11 protein-coding genes and 1 pseudogene are annotated in these 17,043 nt (G+C 69.4%); 4 read left to right on the forward strand and 8 right to left on the reverse strand.

Features of this window, described 5'->3' with window-relative positions; translation table 11 throughout:
- From PUR53_RS39785 to PUR53_RS39800, 4 genes and pseudogenes are all read left to right on the forward strand, one after another.
- Window positions 1-238 (forward strand): annotated as a pseudogene (locus PUR53_RS39785) (4-carboxy-4-hydroxy-2-oxoadipate aldolase/oxaloacetate decarboxylase); the annotation flags it as partial.
- Window positions 239-317: 79 nt separating this feature from the next.
- The gene (locus PUR53_RS39790) at window positions 318-1,406 is read left to right on the forward strand and encodes a 4-oxalomesaconate tautomerase (RefSeq protein WP_329911624.1); all 1,089 of its coding nucleotides are present in this window, start codon (window positions 318-320) and stop codon (window positions 1,404-1,406) included.
- Window positions 1,407-1,416: 10 nt separating this feature from the next.
- Window positions 1,417-2,367: a catechol 2,3-dioxygenase gene (locus PUR53_RS39795; protein WP_329911625.1), complete on the forward strand. Its 951-nt coding sequence runs from the start codon at window positions 1,417-1,419 to the stop codon at window positions 2,365-2,367.
- Window positions 2,368-2,510: 143 nt separating this feature from the next.
- Window positions 2,511-3,836: an MFS transporter gene (locus PUR53_RS39800; protein WP_329911626.1), complete on the forward strand. Its 1,326-nt coding sequence runs from the start codon at window positions 2,511-2,513 to the stop codon at window positions 3,834-3,836.
- A 502-nt stretch (window positions 3,837-4,338) separates the two neighbouring features.
- Here PUR53_RS39800 and PUR53_RS39805 read toward each other — a convergent pair.
- The 8 genes from PUR53_RS39805 to PUR53_RS39840 form a co-directional block, all read right to left on the reverse strand.
- Complete coding sequence (locus PUR53_RS39805; protein ID WP_329911627.1) at window positions 4,339-6,882, reverse strand: RICIN domain-containing protein; 2,544 nt, start codon at window positions 6,880-6,882, stop codon at window positions 4,339-4,341.
- A gap of 121 nt (window positions 6,883-7,003) precedes the next feature.
- Window positions 7,004-9,061 carry a beta-galactosidase gene (locus PUR53_RS39810; protein WP_329911628.1) on the reverse strand — a complete coding sequence of 686 codons (2,058 nt, stop codon included), beginning with the start codon at window positions 9,059-9,061 and terminating at the stop codon, window positions 7,004-7,006.
- Window positions 9,062-9,207: 146 nt separating this feature from the next.
- Complete coding sequence (locus PUR53_RS39815) at window positions 9,208-11,211, reverse strand: hypothetical protein (RefSeq protein ID WP_329911629.1); 2,004 nt, start codon at window positions 11,209-11,211, stop codon at window positions 9,208-9,210.
- Between the two features lie 32 nt (window positions 11,212-11,243).
- Window positions 11,244-12,131, reverse strand: coding sequence for a carbohydrate ABC transporter permease (locus tag PUR53_RS39820; protein ID WP_329911630.1), 888 nt, complete (start codon window positions 12,129-12,131; stop codon window positions 11,244-11,246).
- The gene (locus tag PUR53_RS39825; RefSeq protein WP_329911631.1) at window positions 12,128-13,114 is read right to left on the reverse strand and encodes a carbohydrate ABC transporter permease; all 987 of its coding nucleotides are present in this window, start codon (window positions 13,112-13,114) and stop codon (window positions 12,128-12,130) included. The genes PUR53_RS39820 and PUR53_RS39825 overlap by 4 nt, the downstream gene beginning before the upstream one ends.
- Window positions 13,114-14,517: an ABC transporter substrate-binding protein gene (locus tag PUR53_RS39830; protein ID WP_329911632.1), complete on the reverse strand. Its 1,404-nt coding sequence runs from the start codon at window positions 14,515-14,517 to the stop codon at window positions 13,114-13,116. Before PUR53_RS39830 ends, PUR53_RS39825 begins: the two co-directional genes overlap by 1 nt.
- Before the next feature lie 182 nt (window positions 14,518-14,699).
- The gene (locus tag PUR53_RS39835; RefSeq protein WP_329911991.1) at window positions 14,700-15,761 is read right to left on the reverse strand and encodes a LacI family DNA-binding transcriptional regulator; all 1,062 of its coding nucleotides are present in this window, start codon (window positions 15,759-15,761) and stop codon (window positions 14,700-14,702) included.
- 175 nt (window positions 15,762-15,936) lie between these two features.
- Complete coding sequence (locus tag PUR53_RS39840; protein WP_329911633.1) at window positions 15,937-17,010, reverse strand: LacI family DNA-binding transcriptional regulator; 1,074 nt, start codon at window positions 17,008-17,010, stop codon at window positions 15,937-15,939.
- Between the last annotated feature and the right edge of the window lie 33 nt (window positions 17,011-17,043).

The following is a 17,043-nucleotide window of genomic DNA, read 5'->3' on the forward strand; positions in this document are numbered from 1 at the left end:
CCGCCCCGGCGACGTGATCCTCGCCGACGACGACGGCGTGGTCGTCGTCCCCCGCGAGAAGGCCCGGCGCACGGCCGAGGCCTCCGCCGCCCGCGAACAGAAGGAGGCCGCCTCCCGCGCCGCCTTCCTCGACGGCCAACTCGGCCTGGACCGCTACGGGTTGCGCGAAACGCTCGTACGCCTCGGCGTGACCTACCGGTCCTACGAGGAGTACGCGGGCGAGGAGGCGGGCTCGTGACGCCGTACGGGACGAACGTCGGCGAGCGCGGCCAAGTCGTGCGGCCGCACAGGGTGTACGCCGGCGAGGAGGCCCGGCCGTGACCGGGTGGCAGGAAGGGATCCGCTGCACGCTGATGCGCGGCGGCACCTCCAAGGGCGCCTACTTCCTCGCCGAGGATCTGCCGGCCGCCCCGGCCGACCGCGACGCGCTGCTGCTGCGGGTCATGGGCAGCCCCGACCCGCGCCAGATAGACGGCCTGGGCGGGGCCCACCCCCTGACCAGCAAGGTGGCCGTGGTGTCCGTCTCGGCCGACCCGGCAGCCGACGTCGACTATCTGTTCCTCCAAGTCGGCGTCGAACAGCCCGAGGTGAGTGATCGTCAGAACTGCGGCAACCTGCTCGCCGGAGTCGGGCCGTTCGCCGTCGAACGCGCACTGGTGACCGCCGGCGAGCCGGAGACCTCCGTACGCATCCGCATGCTCAACACCGGTGACCTCGCCGTCGCCACCTTCCCCACCCCCGGCGGCCGGATCGCCGTCACCGGGGACACGGAGATCTCCGGGGTGCCGGGGACGGCCGCGCCCGTGGTGATCGAGTTCCCGCAGGGCGGCAGCCCGCTGCTGCCCACCGGCAACGCCCGTGACCTCGTGGCCGGCACGGAGGTCAGTTGCGTGGACAACGGCATGCCGACCGTCCTGATCCCCGCCGCCGCCCTGGAGGTCACCGGCTACGAGGCCCCCGAGGCGCTGGAGGCGGACCGGGCCCTCGCCGACCGGCTGCGTGCAGTCCGGCTGGAGGCGGGCCGGTTGATGGGCCTCGGCGACGTCGAGCGCACGACCGTGCCCAAGCTCAGCCTGCTCGCGCCGCCCCGGTACGGCGGCGCGGTCGCCACCCGCACCTTCATACCGGTGCGCTGCCACACCTCCATCGGCGTGCTCGGTGCCGCGAGCGTGGCCGCCGGGCTGCGCGTCGCCGGGGGAGTGGCCGAGGGCATAGCCCAACTCCCGCCCACCGGCGACCGGTTGCGCATCGAGCACCCCACCGGCTTCCTCGACATCGAGTCCGGCGTGACGTACGGCCCCGACGGCAGCCCCTCGGCGAGCCGCACCGCCGTCGTCCGCACCGCCCGCAAGATCTTCGACGGCACGGTCTTCCCCCGGCCCGCCGACCCCTCTTCCTGTTCCTAAGGAGTCACCGATGACCCCGCCGCTCGGCGACATCGCCCACCTCGGCCATGTCGAACTGCTCACCCCCGACCTCGACCGCAGCCTCTGGTTCTTCACCGAGATCCTGGGCCTGACCGAGAACGGCCGCTCCGGTGGCTCCGTGTACCTGCGGACCTGGGACGACTACGAACACCACAGCCTCACCCTCACCGCCCACTCCACCAACGGCATCCGCCGCACCGCGCTGCGCACGTCCAGCGAGGAGGCCCTGCGACGCCGGGTCAAGGAGTGGGAGAGCACCGGCCGCACGGGTCGCTGGGTCGAGGACGAACCGGGTATCGGCCCGCTGTACGTCAGCACCGACCCCGACGGCCACGAGGTCGCCCTGTATTGGGAGAGCGAGTGGTACGAGGCGCCGGCCGGCCTCAGGCCCGGCCTGAAGAACCAGCCCCAGGCCAAACCCGGGCACGGCGTCGGGGTGCGCCGCCTCGACCACGTCAACTTCCTCGCCTCCGATGTCGAGGCCAACGCCGCCTTCACCCGCGAGGTGCTCGGCGCCCGCGCCACCGAGCAGATCGTCCTCGACACCGGGAAGGTCGCCGCCCAGTGGCTCACCTTCACCAACAAGTCGTACGACGTCGTCTACACCGAGGACTGGACCGGCTCACGCGGTCGGCTGCACCACATCGCGTTCGCCACCGACACCCGCGAGGACATCCTGCGGGCCGCCGATCTCTGCCTGGACCAGGGCGTGTTCATCGAGACCGGCCCGCACAAGCACGCCATCCAGCAGACGTTCTTCCTCTACGTCTATGAGCCGGGCGGCAACCGGATCGAGCTGTGCAACCCGCTCACCCGCCTCGTCCTCGCCCCCGACTGGCCGCTCGTCACCTGGACCCAGGCGGAACGCGCCAAGGGGCAGGCGTGGGGTCTGAAGACCATCGAGTCGTTCCACACGCACGGCACCCCGCCGGTCGACTGACGGGCTCCGCCGAAGGATCCGCTCCGGCCAGGCAGGCTCAACTGTCGCCGATATTGTTGACAAAAACGTTGACTCTCACAGTGCAGCTGCCTAGCGTCTGGCTCACCCCACCCGAGTTCTCCTGGTCCGAGAGGGAAACAAAGATGTCCTCCTCCCCGTCCCCGACCGCCCGCGTCGGCAAGCTGGCCGCGCTGGTCATCGGCCTGTGCTGGCTGGCCGTCCTCTTCGACGGCCTCGACATGTTCATCTACGGCTCGGTACTGCCGCACATGCTGGCGGAGAAGGCCCTCGGTCTCACTCCGGACCAGGCCGGCGACCTGGGCAGCTACGCCACCTTCGGCATGCTCGTCGGCGCCCTCACCGCCGGTACGGTCGCCGACCGTATCGGCCGCCAGAAACTGATGGTCGCCTGTGTCGCGCTCTTCTCCCTGGCCTCCGGCCTCTGCGCGATGGCGAACAGCGTCGGTGTCTTCGGCCTCGGCCGCACCCTCGCCGGCATCGGCCTCGGCGGGCTGCTGCCGACCGCGATCAGCATGGTCTCCGACTACGCCCCGCGCGGCCGCGCTGCCCTCACCATCGGCATGCTGATGACCGCCCACCACGCCGGCGGCATCCTCTCCGCGTACGTCGCCCTGTGGGTCGTGGAACCCTTCGGCTGGCGCGCCGCCTTCTGGATCTGCGTGACCCCGCTGCTCTTCGTCCCGGTGCTCGCCAAGCTCATGCCCGAGTCGCTGAGCTTCCTGGTGGCCAAGGGCCGTCTCGACGAGGCCGGGCGGCTGGCCCGCCGCTTCGACGTCGAACTGCCCGCCGCGCCCGGCAAGAAAGCCCCCACCGACCGCTGGAACGCCCTCGCTAAGCTCTTCCGCAGTGGCGAGTGGACCCAGACCCTCCTGTACTGGGTCGCCTCCTTCGGCGGACTGCTGCTCGTCTACGGCGTCGCCACCTGGCTGCCCACCCTGATGCGCGCCGAGGGCTACGAACTGGGCTCCGCGCTCACCTTCGTCGTCCTGTTCAACCTCGGCGGCATCGTCGGCATGCTCGTCGCGGGCCGCGCCGCCGACCGCTTCGGCGCCCCGCGCATCTCGGCGATCTGGTTCGCGCTGACCGCCGCCGGAGTCTTCCTGCTCAGCGTCCGGATGCCGCTGGGCGTGACCTTCTTGGTCGTCTTCCTCACGGGCGTCTTCCTCAACAGCGCCCAGACCATGATCTACGCGACGGTCTCCCTCCGCTCCCACCCCGAGAACCGCGCCACCGCCGTCGGCTGGACCTCCGGGATGGGCCGCTTCGGCGCCGTCTTCGGTCCTTGGCTCGGCGGCCAGCTCCTCGCCGCCGACAACGGCGACTGGGGCTTCACCGCCTTCGCCCTCGCCGGTGTCTCCTCCATGGTCTTTATCGGCATCGCGTCCCTGCGCGCCTCCCGACAGACACCGCAGAGCGACCCCGAGAAGTCTCTGTCCCCGATGGGCTGAGCAGCGCCCCGTTCTCAGCGAAGAGGAAATGGATCCGCGGCAGCAGGAGCCGGCCCTCGGCGTCGATCCGGTCGAGGCCCCGGCCGAGGCGCTGGTTCGGCTGACCGTGGCGGGAGGTCACGTGATTCTCCGTGAGGAGTGACCAGGAGCACCACCTCGGCACTCGGCTGGTCCAGCCGAGTCCCATTGCATCTGGTCATGACGCATGCGCCGCAGCACGGCTGCCGCGTAGAGGTCGCGTCAGTCGCAGTCGAGGCGGTAGGGCGTGTCCGGGGCGCACGCGAGCCAATGAGCTCGGAGTAGGTGGTGGCGTGCCGGGTGCGGGGCGCGAGGATCCCAGCACTCCGGGCAGAGTATGGTCGCTGGTCAGGTCCCACACTTGCGGCGGGAGTCCGACCGGCAGGCCGACGGTTCCTCACGTTCGGTGTGGCAAGCGACGACAGCGATTCGGCGCCGAAGGAAGATCCCGGCGCCGAATCGGTCGATCGATTGCTGTGATCCGCTACTGCGGGACGATGCGGAACTGCTGGTTGGCGCTGGTGCTGTCGCTCCACTGACCGAGATCGGATCCGTTGGCGGTTCGGTTCATGCCGTCGGCGTACAGTTCCGTCGCGCGGTTCTTGAACCGCACGTGAGCGCCTGCCGTCACCTCCATCCACTGCTGCGAAGTGTCGCCGCGGTCGCTCCACTGGCCGGTGGCGGAGCCGGTGACCGTCGCTCCGAGGCCGTCGAGGTACAGCCCGGTGGCCCGGTTCTTCAGGCGGATCCAGCTTCCGTCGGGGACGACCGTCCATTCCTGGTTGGCGGTTGTTCCACCGGCCCACTGACCGGCGGCGGAGCCATTGGTCGTGCGCCCGCCCCCGTCGACGTACAGCCCGGTGGCCCGGTTCTGCAGTTTGAGGTACGACGTGCCCCCGGTGCTGATGGCCGACGCGACTTGGACCTTGTCGATGTTGGGGGCGTACGCGGAGCTGTTGCCGAACTTGATGGTGTTCGTGCCGGCGTTCAGCGTCACGTTGACCGTCGTGGTCCAGTAGTTGGACCAGCCGCGGGTGTTGCGGAAGTACACGCGCTGCGGAGTGCCGCCGTTCACGGTGATGTCGGCGTAACGGTTGATGATGTTGTAGTCGTTGCCGCCGTCACCCCGGTTGTCGCCGTTGGCGTAGGTCACCACCAGGCGGTGCAGGCCCGCGGACGCGGCCGTGATCCCGTTGAACTGCAGGGTGTTGCCCGCCCCGTTGCCGAGCCAGTGGACGTACTGGCCTCCGGAGGCCGCGGTGTCGGACGTGGTGGCCGCGGTGCCGCCGAGGGTGTTGCCGGAGGCCTCGGCCTCGTAGCTCGCGGTCGTGCCCGACGTCGACGTGGTCACGTCGATCGAGTCGACGGAGATGTTGTCGCTCTCGTCGCTGGTGTAGGCGCCGTAGTCGATCCGGTTGATGCCCTGGGTGAGGTACATCGTGACCGTCTTGGTGTTCCAGGTGTTCCAGTTCGCCGTGCCGGTGAGGGCGAGGTCGGTCAGCTTGGTCCCGTTCACCGTGACGCGGGTGCTTCTGTTGGCGGGGGCGCCGCTGTGCGGTCCGGCCGCGTAGCGGAGCGTCACGTCGTAGTAGCCGTTGCTGGGAGCGGATACGACGAAGTTGGTGCTCGCGTTGCTGGAACCGGAGTAGCCGTCGACGAAGTATGTCCCCGTGTAGCCGGTGTTGGAGCCGTAAGTCACCCTGGCGCTGCCGGTGAGGTCGGCGTACTCGGCCTGGTACCGGGTGGGCACGTCGGCGGAAGAGGTGCTCGTGCCCGGCGTGATGATCATCTGGTACGCGGACGTCGCGGCCATGCCCGGCACGGTGACGGTGATCTTGCCGTCGGTCACCGGGAAGTCGCCTTCCAGCACCACGGCGGGACGGCCCGCCGCGTCCTCGGTACCGGTGCTGTTCGTGGCCTGGACTATGGCGTGCACGGTGCTGCCGAAGCCCGAGGTGGAACCGAAGCCCTGGACGGCGACGTCCGTGTCGCCCGAGGTGCCGCCGAAGATGACCCGCGCCTGCTTCTTGGCGGAGTCGAGCGTCGCGATGCCCTGGAGCGACCCGTTCTGGGTCGGCGGGGTGACGGTGACGGTCTTGCCCGTCATCTCCCCGTACCAGTTGTAGAGCCACCAGGCGCCGGTCGGTTCGTTGTTCCGGGTCGCCAGACCGTTGAGCGTGCCCTCGGTGACCCAGTACGCCAGGTCACCGCTCACCTTGGTGTTCTCCAGCCGGGTCATCCACTGGATGAGCTGGCCGGGGATGCCGAGGTCGCCCGTGGCGCGGGTGTACTCGTTGATGACGATGGGGATCTTGGGGGTGCTGAGGCTCGACTCCACACCACGCCAGTGGTCGTAGTGGTTGTAGTAGTCGGTGAAGAAGTTGTTCTGGAGCTCGTGCCAGGTGATGACGTCCGGGACGACGTTGTTCGCCTTGGCGTACGCCAGGAAGTCGGCCATCGTCTGGTTGTTGTAGACGCTGAAGCCCGGTCCGGCGATCTTGGCCGACGGGTCCAGCGAGCGGATGCGGTTGTAGACCGTCTTCCAGTCGTCGAAGAACTGGGCCTTCACGGTGGCGTTGGTGAACATCCCGCCGTACCAGATCCAGTCCGGCTCGTTGAACGGGACGTAGACGTACTTGCCGTAGTTGGGGTCGGCCTTCACCGCGGCGACCATGTCGTCGACCTTGCCGAGATAGTCGGTCAGACCGGCTTCCTCATAGGGCCAGTACCGGTAGATGTCCTGCATGTAGATCTGGATTTCCTTGGTACCCGCCTTCAGGTACTGAGGAGCCACATCGAATACATCGCCGCTGGGGTGCTGCAGACCCCCTTGCGGCTTCTGCGCGGCCTGCTGAGGGTGCAGCGGCTGGAGCACGTTGTCGGTCGTGACGCCGGCGTTGCCCATGCCGTAGAGGAACCCGGACGCGCCGTGCGCGATGTCTCCGGTGGTCGACGAGAGGTCGACCCCCAGCTGGGCATTGGCCGCGTAGCTGGTCCCGGGGAACAGCAGCCCACTGAGCATGAGCATGCCAGCAAGTAGTCCGAGCTTGACGCGGCGTATCGGACGTGCGGATGTGTGCCGCCTTTCGGCGGCGGATGATCTCCTCATGGTGGTGCTTCGTCCTCTCTCATCGGGTTTCACGGGCGGCTCAGGGGGCGTCGCGCAGGACCGCCGCGCCGAACGGGGGCAGGCGCAGGCGGCCTCCGACGGGTGCCGGGGCACCATCGGCGAGCAGATCCACGGTGGAACCGCTGCCGAGGCCGACGGTCACCTCGTCGGAGGTGTGGTTGAGCACGAAGAGGTGCTCGGTGCCGTCGGCGGCGCGGCGCCGGACGGCTTCGACACCCGCGGGAGTGTCGAGTACGGGGGTGACTCCGGCGCCGGTGACGCAGTCCAGAAGGAGACGGCGCAGGGTCTCGCGGTCGGGAGAGGTGCCGAGGTACGTGGCGGTGCCGGTGCCGAAGTGGTGCCGGGTGGCGGCTGGCCGGCCCTTGAACTCCCCGTCGGCGTAGGCGGCGATCGTCTCGGCGCCGGCCAGGTCGATGACGTCCTGCCATTCGGTCGCCGTCCCGGCGTGACCGGCGTGCTGCATTCCGCACGTCTCGCCGGGCTCCAGGGGCGCGAACTCGTCGATGTCGATGCCGAGCAGGTCACGGAAGGGGCCTGGGTGGCCCCCCGGCTGTACCCGGTCGTACTCGTCGACGATGCCCGAGAAGTACGACATCACCAGGTGACCGCCGCCGCGCACGTACGCGGTGATGTTGCCGGCGCCGGTGTCGTCGACCAGGTACAGGTTGGGCACGACCACCAGGCGGTAGGCGCTCAGGTCGCCGTCCGGGCGGACGAAGTCGATCGCGACGTTGGCTTCCCACAGCGGTCGGTAGTGGTCGAGCAGTCGGTCGGGGAAACACAGGTCGTTGGAGGGGTGGTCGGGGCTCTCCAGGGCCCACCAGCTCTCCCAGTCCCAGACCACGGCCACCTCGGCGCGGTCGCAGACACCCCCGGACAGATCGGCCAGCCGCGCCATGTCCCGGCCCAGGGACGTCACCTCGCGCCAGGTCCGGGTGGCGGTGCCGCCGTGCGGGACCATCGCCGAGTGGTAGCGCTCGGCGCCGGCCCGGGAGGCCCGCCACTGGAAGAACATCACCGAGTCCGCGCCGCGGGCCACCGCCTGCAGGGAACGGGACTGCAACTGCCCTGCCGGACGGGCGTAGTTGCGGCCGTCGGTGAGGTTGCGGCCGGTGGCGGACTCCAGCAGCAGCCAGGGCCGGCCGCCGCGCAGCGAGCGCATGAGGTCGAAGTTGTAGGCGGCCAGCGCCGGGCCGTCCGGATCCCGGGGCCCCGCGTACATGTCGAGGGAGACGACGTCCTCCTCGGCCGCCCACCGCCAGTAGTCCAGGTTCTTGTACGAGCCCATGAAGTTGGTGGTGACCGCCACGTCGGGGGAGTACCGGCGCACGATGTCGCGTTCGGCGGTGTAGCACTCCAGCGCGGCGGCGTCGGAGAAGCGGGCGAAGTCCAGCAGCTGACCGGGATTGGGACCGGAGAACAACCGGGAGCGGGCGGCGGGGGTGCCGACGTGCTCGAAGGACTCGTAGTGCTGGCCCCAGAAGGCCGTGCCCCAGGCGTCGTTGAGCGCGTCGACGGTGCCGTAGCGGTCGGCCAGCCAGCGGCGGAAGTGCGCGAGGGAGGCGGGGCAGTGGCAGCCGAAGCCGCCGTACTCGTTGCCGATGTGCCACATGGCCAGGGCGGGATGGTCCGCGTAGCGCTCGGCCAGCCGTTCGGCGATCCTGGCCGCATAGTGCCGGTAGACCGGGGAGGACTGGCAGTAGTGGACGCGGGAGCCGAAGGCGATCCGGCGGCCCTCGCCGTCCACGGGCAGGGTCTCGGGATGCTCGTGGGCGAGCCAGGAGGGCGGGGCGGCGTTGGGGGTGGCCAGGTCGACGCCCACGCCCGCCTCGCCCAGCAGGCCCATCACCTCGTCCAGCCAGCCGAACTCGAAGACACCGGGCCGTGGTTCGAGCAGGCCCCAGGACCACACGCCGACGGTGACCAGGTTGACCCCGGCCTCGCGCATCAGGCGGACGTCCTCCCGCCAGGTGGCGGCCGGCCACTGCTCGGGGTTGTAGTCGCCGCCGTAGGCCAGGCCCTGCAGCCGTTGCCGCAGGCCGGCCAGACGTTCGTCGGCGGGGTCGGGACGGGACACGGGGGCTCCTTCGGGTTGTCGGACCGCAGTCCTGGGGCATGCGGGCCCGCATGAGGGCGGGCGATCGGGGTGGTTCGAGCACGGGACGGCTCGGGCGGAGCGGGGCGGGAGCGGGCGGGCTCACGGCTGCCGCCGGGGGTTGCGCTTCAGCGCCTCTCGGCGGATCGCAGCAGCAGGGCGAGGGCCCAGTCCTGGTCGTTCATCAGCGGGTCCGGTCGGTGCGCGGGACGCCCGTCCACGCAGCTGGGCATCACGAAGGCGCAGGTCGCCAGGCCGTCGGGGTCGAAGTCGACAAGGTTGGCCGCGAAGATCGCGTCGGCGACCCGCTCGGTGTCCTCGTCCCGCAGGGACTCGGGCAGCTGCCGAAGGGCGATCGCCGTGAGCACGCTCCAGTAGTGCGGGAAGGTGTCGCCCCACAGACGTTCGATCCCGAACCAGTACCCGTCCCAGTGCCGGATGGCTATGTCACGGAGTCGGACGTGCGGCTGTGGCCCGCCGAAGACGTGCAGCCACCGGACCGCCGTCCCCAGCGCCGTCAGCAGCCGGTCGTCGGGCGCGGTGTCGTACGCCGTCGCAAGCAGGGTGACCAGCGGTGCGACCATCGACTGTTCGTAGCTCACCTCGTGCCGCGGCAGCGCGGTGCCCCGGTCGGCGAACCCGTGCGCGTGGTCGACCAGAGCCTCCCGCAGGCGCTTCGCCCGCGCCGTGTGGCCCTGCTCGTCGAGCGTGGCGGTCACCGCGGCCATCGCCTCGGGCTGCCCGATGAGCAGGTGGTCGCGGACGCCGAGGGAGTACGACGCCTCAAGGAGCCGGGCCGCGAGATCGAGGTCGGCCGGGTCGTCGTACAGGGCGAACTGGTCGTGGAAGAAGTGCGCCAGCCACGGGGTGTTGTAGAGGCGCAGCGTCTCGGGGGACGGGCGGCTGCCGCGGCGGACCGCGCCGTCGGGATCGACCAGGCGCTCACGTGCGAAGCGGGCGAACCCTTGCAGCGCCGCGTCGATCGCGTCGATCGCGTCGACCCCGTCCGAACCGCCCCAACCGCGCAGCCGGGCCTGCTGCAGCAGCACGGCCATGCCTATGCGCTCCGCTCCGTCGGTCCAGTCCTGCCATCCGTTCTCGGTCTGGGCCAGGCCGGTGCGCGTGTCCACCGGCACGAACGCGTACCGCTCCGGCTCGGGCCGCTCGTGCGGGCGGTGCTCGCGGAGGATGCGGGCCACTCTCGCCTCGACCAGCTCCCGCACCGGGGCGAGGAAGGCGACGGCCGTCCGGCTCCGGCGGCCGTCGCGCTCGACGTCGATGTGCTGAACGCCGTGGCGGGACGACGTGAGGGCGTCGCCCGGCCCGGAAGCGAGCACCGTGCCCTCGGCGAGCCGCATTTCGAGGGCCGTACCCACTGGTGCGGTCAGGGACGGTAGTTCGGCGGGTGCGTCGGTGGCGGCGAGGAACGCCTCCCGGTCGCCGTACCAGCCGAGTTCCCAGGCGAGGACGTACTCCTCCCCGGGGGCGAGGTCCAGGACGGGCTGGCCGCCGAACGCCTCGGGACTGCGTGCGTGGTCGGTGGGGTGGACGACGAGGTGGCCGCGGATGTCGGACCAGGTGACGGAGTTGCGGGACTCGACCGAGTACGCCCACAACGCGCCCGTGCGGACAATCGCGCCGAGCAGTGGGGGAGTACCGGCCATCGGCTCGGCCAGCACCCACGACCACGCCCCGCCGGTGAACACATGCGCGTGACAGCTCCGCGCGAGCGCGCCCGCCGCGCCGTCGTACACGTCCCTGACGGGTACGTTCACACCGAGCCCGGTGATCTGGAGCGGCTCGTCGCCAGTGTTCGTCCAGGTGTAGGTCTCGGTGTAGCGATCCCCGGCGACCTGGCGCTGGACCTCCAACTCCAGCCCGGACACCGGCCGGTGCCGCGCGGTCGCGCCGTCGGCCCGCCATTCGATCTCCCGCGGCGTCTGCCAGCGGCCGGAGCCGCGCGAGGTGATCGCGAAGCCCGTGCCCCAGGAGTGGTCCGGCCCGTGCCAGGTGTCCGTCACCTCGTCGAGCAGGTAGAGCCGGTCCGGGTCCGAGGTGTGCTGGAAGGACACGGGTGAAGCGTCCGTGCCGAGTACGACCCGGCCGCCGCCGAACTCGAACCGCCGTGTCACGTGTGCTCCTTCGTCAGGTGCATCCGGCCCGGTCATCCGTTGAACCCCGTGCCGACGAGGGTGGGGCGCCAGTACTTCTGCAGGGCGAAGAAGCCGGCCGCGAGCGGCAGGATGGAGAGGAGCGAGCCCATCATGACGATGCTGATCAGGTCCGGGGAGGCGCCCACGGTGCGGATCTCCCCGTTGAGGATGTCCAGTCCCAGCGTCACGGGGTACAGCGAGCTGCTCTTGAGCATGACCAGGGAGAGGAAGAAGTTGTTCCAGATGGCGACCGCCTGGAAGAAGAAAATGGTCACCAGACCTGGTGCGAGGGTGGGCAGGACCATCGATCGGAAGGTCCTGAACTCGCTGGCCCCGTCCATCCTCGCCGCGTTGAGCAGGTCGTCAGGGACCATGGACTGTACATAGATGCGGGCCAGGTACACCCCGAACGGGTTGACGAACGAGGGCAGCAGTACGGCCCAGTAGGTGTCCGTCAGATGGGCCGCGCTCATCATCAGGAACAGGGGCATGACCAGGGCCGCCTGGGGGACCAGGACCCCGCCCAGGACCAGGGTGAAGAGGAAACCGCGGCCGCGGAACTCGAACTTGGCGAACGCGTAGCCCGCGGCGGCGGCCAGGATCGTGGAGACGGCCCCGCCGATCACCGAGTAGCCGACGCTGTTGGCGAGCCACCGCAGGTAGATGCCGTTCTCGTAGCCGAACGTCAGCCGCAGGTTGTCCACGACTTGGCCGGGTGCGGCGAACCAGAGGCTGAAGCTGGAGTACAGGGTGCCCGCGTCCTTGCTGGCGGCCACGAGCAGCCACCAGACCGGGATGAAGAAGTACAGGGCGAAGAGCACCATCACCAGACCGAGAGGGATGCGCCCGAGCATCCACTTCGAGCGGGCCGGGGGTGCGGCCCGGCTGACGACGCTCATGACGTCTCCTTGGGAGCGGACAGACCGGACGCGCGGGCCGTCAAACGTAGGAACCCGAACGACATCACGAAGGCGATCAACGCCAGGGACACCGAGATCGCGGCCGACAACGGTTCGTCGTTGTTCCCGTAGGCGGCGTTGTAGGCCATCATGTTCGGGGTGTAGTTGCTGCTGATGGCGTTCGAGATCTTCGACAGGATGACCGGCTCGTTGAAGAGCTGCAGCGTGCCGATGATGGTGAACAGGCCCGTCATCACGACAGCCGGCATGACGATCGGCAGCTTGATCCGCAGCGCGATCCTGATCTCGCCGGCCCCGTCGACCCGCGCCGCCTCGACGATGCTGGAGGGGATCGACTGCAGGGCCGCGTAGATGATCAGCATGTTGAAGCCGACCCCGGCCCAGACCATGATGTTGCCGATCGAGCCGAGGACCAGGTCGGAGCCCACGAGGTCCACCGAGCCGAGCCCCATGCTCTGGGTGGCCGAGGTGATCGGGCTCAGCCCCGGCTGGTAGAGAAAGCCCCACAACAGGGCCGCGATCACGCCCGGCACGGTGTACGGAAGGACGAAGGCGGCCCGGAACAGCCGCTTCATGAACGCCAGTCGGGAGTCGAGTATCAGTGCCAGCAGAATCGCCACGCCGAGGATGAGGGGGACCACGATGACGCCGAACTGGAGAAGCCGGAAGACGCCGTTGTAGAAGTCCGGGGTGGTGAAGACGGTGACGTAGCTGCTCAGCCCCACGAACTTGAGCTCGGAGCCGCCGAAGCCGAGGCCGTCGAAGGTCTGCCGGTACAGACTCGTGTAGAGGGCGTAGCCGATCGGGAAGAAGAACAGGCCGGCGAAGAGCAGCATGAACGGTGCCAGGAAACCGTAGGCGGCCACGCGGCGCCTGCGGTCCTGGCGGAGCCGCGGCAGGCGGCTCCGCATCGGCTCCTCGCGCCCGCGGGCGCGAGGAGCACTGTCGAGGGTCGTCGTCATCAGGGCTCCTGGACGTTCAGGCCCTGCTTGCGCATGTAGGCCACGACCGACTTCTGCGTCTGCTGGAGCGCCTCGGCCAGCGTCATCTTCCCGTTCACCGCTTGGCTGAGGTAGTTCTGCTCGGTGGTGAACCATTCGTTGGCCACCGGCCCGTAGTTGAAGTCGCGCGCGACGCTGTGGTTCGAGGCGGCGATCGTGTCGTAGATCTTCTGTCCCCCGAAGAAGCTGGACGGCTTACTGAGCGCCGCGCTCTTCTGAGCCTTCAGGTTCGTCGGGTAGATGGTGATCTTGGGGATCCAGTAGTCCGACCACACCTTCTGGTTCGTGGTGATGAACTTGGCGAACTCCAGGGCTTCCTTGGGGTGCTTGGTCGACTTGAAGACGACTGCGGAGGATCCTCCCCAGCTACCGCTGGACGCCTGGCCCGGCGTCCACTGCGGCAGGGGGGCGACGGCCCACTTGCCCTTGGTCTTCGGCGCGACCGACTCCAGCGGGCCCGGTGCCCAGGCGGCGCTGATCCAGGAAGCGACCTTGCCCGTGTTGAGGTCCTGCCCCCACTGGCTGGAGAACTGCGGCAGCGTCAGGACGGCCTTCTCGTCGAGGAGCTTCTGCATGGTGTTCGCGACCTTCAGCGCTTCTGGGTTGGCGATGTCAACCACCCAGCTGTTGCCCTTCACCTTGAACGGCCTGGCTCCGGCGGCCCAGGTCAGCGCGTTGAACGGGGAGGCGTCGTTGGTGGGCAGGTTCCCCATGTACACACTGGGGTCCTTCTTGTGCAGGGCGATCGAGGACTGGACGTACTCGTCCATCGTGGTCGGCACCGGCAGCTTGTACTTCTCGAACAGGTCCTTGCGGTAGTACAGGGACAGCGGGCCCGAGTCGATCGGCAGCCCGTACAGACCGTCACCGACCTGGACCGTGCTCCACGCCCACGCCTCGTAGTTGGAGGCGAGCGCGGAAGCGTTGCCGCCGCTGACGGTCTTCAGGTCGAGCACGGACCCGGTGGTGACGAACTGCGGCAGGTACTGGGTGTCGAAGGCCGCGATGTCGGGTGCCTTGTCCGCCTTGACATCGAGCAGCAGCTTGGCCTGCGGGATGGTGTTCCCGCTGGCCGACACGATCTCCATCTTGATGTTGATGTCGGGGTGCTGCTTCTTCCACAGGTCGAGCAGGACCTTGCTGTCGGGGAACGGTGTCTTCACCCAGAAGGTCAGCGTGACCGGCCCGTCCGCGGTGTCGGCCGACCCTCCCGAGGAGCAGGCGGCCCCGGTGAGCGCGGTGGCCATCGTGAGGGCGATCGCGGCCAGGTACCGCCGCTTCGTCGCGGGCCGCCCTCCGCGGGCGGGGGGTGCGAACGGCTGTCTGGCGGGCCGTGATGAGGTTTCGCTGTCGTGGTTGGACACTGGTGGCTCCTTTACCTTCAGTGCGACTTGGATGTTCTGGCTGGTCCGGATGCGCGCAGGCGCAGGCCGCGATGCCTGGTGAGCGTGGGGTCGACGGCTCGTCGATACGTATCGACGACCGGTGTCATGTCGTACGCGTTCGGCGTCGGTGGGTTTCTCTGCGGGAGTGGTTGGCCCGAAGATCAGGGGCGGAGAGTGGTGACGGTCGTCTTGCGGCGGGTCAGCCGGGACGGGACCAGTTCGACTCCGTGGGGCGGGGGGTTCCCGCCCTCGTCGTCCAGTAAGGCGAACAGGGTGCGCATCGCGCGACGGGAGATCTCGCGGGGAGCGTGGGAGACATTGGTGACCGCAGGGTCCATCTCCTCGGCCGCCGAGTCGGTGCAGTGCCCGACGACCGAGATGTCGCGACCGGGCACCATCCCGCGCTGGAGCAGGGCTCCCAGCACATGTGGGATGGCCGAGGTGTGCGGCACGATCAGCCCGTCAGCCGGCTCGGCGCCGCTGAGTGCCTCGTCCACCACGACGCGGGCGCCCGACGGCGTGGATTCCGGCAGCTGGACGAGTCCCGTGCGGATGCCGGCGGCGGCTGCCGCCTCGTTGACACCGCGCTGGAACTGGCCCACGAAGCTGTTGCCACGGGCGATCGTGTGCGGCGGGTGCCCGATCACCACGATGCGCTGGTGGCCCGTGCCGGCCAACTCCTGCACCGCGAGCCGGCCGGCCTGCGTGAAGTCGATGTCCACGCAGTGCAGGCCGGAGGGGTCGTCGGGGATGCCGATCAGGACCACCGGCACCCGCAGTGAGGGGATCACCGGGATGCGCTCGTCGCGGGCCGCGATGACCATCATCACTATCGCGTCGCACAGCGACCGGCCGTCCAGCCGGGTCAGCCCCGAGGCGCCCTCGTCCGCGGTCACCAGGAGCACGTCGTGGTCGGCTTCACGGGCGCACTGGGTGATCGTCTCCAGGAACGGCACGACACCTGTGTTGCCCAGGTCCCCGCCGACCGGGACCACCAGTCCGATGACCCGCGTACGGCTGCTGGCCAGCGCCTGTGCCCCCGCGTTCGGCTGGTAGGACAGCAGGTCGATCGCGGCCTGGACCCGCTTGCGGGTCTCCTCCGAGATCGGGCGCTTGCCCGTCATGACGTAGGAGACGGTGCTCTGCGAAACGCCGGCGAGGCGGGCGACATCCTTGCTGGTGAACATGAGTTGGCATCTCCTCTCGTCATCGTCGATGCGTATCGATTGAGTTTCGCGAGCGTAGACACGGGCAACTGAGTGAGCAAGAGCTCACGTGACACTTCTCTGGAATCGGTCGGGTGGGCGCGGCGGTTGCCGGTGCCATGTGGTGAAGGCGGGTGATCGTCTTGGGGGCTGGGATCGCCTGGGGGACCGGGGGCCGATCGTGCCGTCGGTGTCATGCGCCCGTGCTCCCCGAGCTCTCGCGGATGACGAGGTCAGTACCCGCGAGGGTCTGTGCGGGAAGCTGGTAGTCGCTCTCCAACTGCCCGCGCAGGAGCGCGAAGGCGTCGCGGCCCAGCCCCTGGAAGTCCATGCGGACCGTGCTCAGGGCCGGTGTGACGAACCCCGCGTGCGGGGCGTCGTCGAAACCGACGACGCTGACGTCTCCGGGTACGGACCGTCCGGCGTGATGCAGGGCGCGCAGCACGCCCAGCGCCAGGTCGTCGTTGCCGCACAGGATTGCCGTGACGCCCGGGTCACGGGCGAGTTGCTCTCCCTCGTCGTAGCCGGCCTGAGCGTCCCAGCCTTTGCCGCCGTGTGGTTCGGGTGGGGTGATGCCGGCCTCCTCCAGAGCCTTGCGCCAGCCCTGGGCACGCGGCCCTTCGGAGCGCCGGGTGCCCACTGACGTCGGGATCGCGACGTAGTGAACGGTCCGGTGTCCGAGCTGAAGCAGGTACGCGGTGGCGGCGCGGGCCGCCTCACGGTCATCGGCCCACACGGCCGGGCGGGGAGGTGTCCGGCCGTGTGGGGGCGCTTCGACGACCGCGGCGCACGCCACGTCCGCCGGGACCCGGCGCAGCGCCGACGCGCTGAGCCGGTCGAAGCCGATGACCATCAGCCCTCCACCGCCGGCTGCGGCCGAGGAGATCGTGCGGTCCAGGTCGTCCCCGGGCGTCAGCACCTTCACGCCGAGTGAGTAGCCGGCGGCGGAGGCCGCCTCCTCCAGGCCCTGCAGGGTGGCCGCATAGCCGTAGAGGGTGGTGTTCGACGTCAACACGGTGACGGACCGGGTCACGCCGCTGGCCAGTGCGAACGCGGTGGCGTTGCGCCGGAATCCCAGTGTTTCGATGGCCGCTTCGACCCGGTTGCGCGTCTCCTCGCGGACGTTCGGGTGGTCGTTGAGGACCCTCGAAACGGTCTGGTAGGAGACGCCCGCCGCCTGAGCGACGTCGCGAATACTGGCGGCTTTCCGGGGTTCCTGGCCGGGGCCCCGGTGGTTGCCGAAGCTTGTGTGACCGGTCACATCCATGCCAGGATTGTGACCGGTCACAACAGTGCCGTC

The sequence above is a fragment of the Streptomyces sp. SP18BB07 genome (assembly GCF_036322545.1).
Taxonomy (GTDB): domain Bacteria; phylum Actinomycetota; class Actinomycetes; order Streptomycetales; family Streptomycetaceae; genus Streptomyces; species Streptomyces deccanensis.

Excerpts from the sequence above, each read along its gene's own strand:
- PUR53_RS39795 (WP_329911625.1), top strand. The coding sequence starts at position 1,417 with ATGACCCCGCCGCTCGGCGACATCGCCCACCTCGGCCATGTCGAACTG.
- PUR53_RS39800 (WP_329911626.1), top strand. The coding sequence starts at position 2,511 with ATGTCCTCCTCCCCGTCCCCGACCGCCCGCGTCGGCAAGCTGGCCGCG.
- PUR53_RS39805 (WP_329911627.1), bottom strand. The coding sequence starts at position 6,882 with ATGCTCATGCTCAGTGGGCTGCTGTTCCCCGGGACCAGCTACGCGGCC.
- PUR53_RS39820 (WP_329911630.1), bottom strand. The coding sequence starts at position 12,131 with ATGAGCGTCGTCAGCCGGGCCGCACCCCCGGCCCGCTCGAAGTGGATG.
- PUR53_RS39825 (WP_329911631.1), bottom strand. The coding sequence starts at position 13,114 with ATGACGACGACCCTCGACAGTGCTCCTCGCGCCCGCGGGCGCGAGGAG.
- PUR53_RS39840 (WP_329911633.1), bottom strand. The coding sequence starts at position 17,010 with ATGGATGTGACCGGTCACACAAGCTTCGGCAACCACCGGGGCCCCGGC.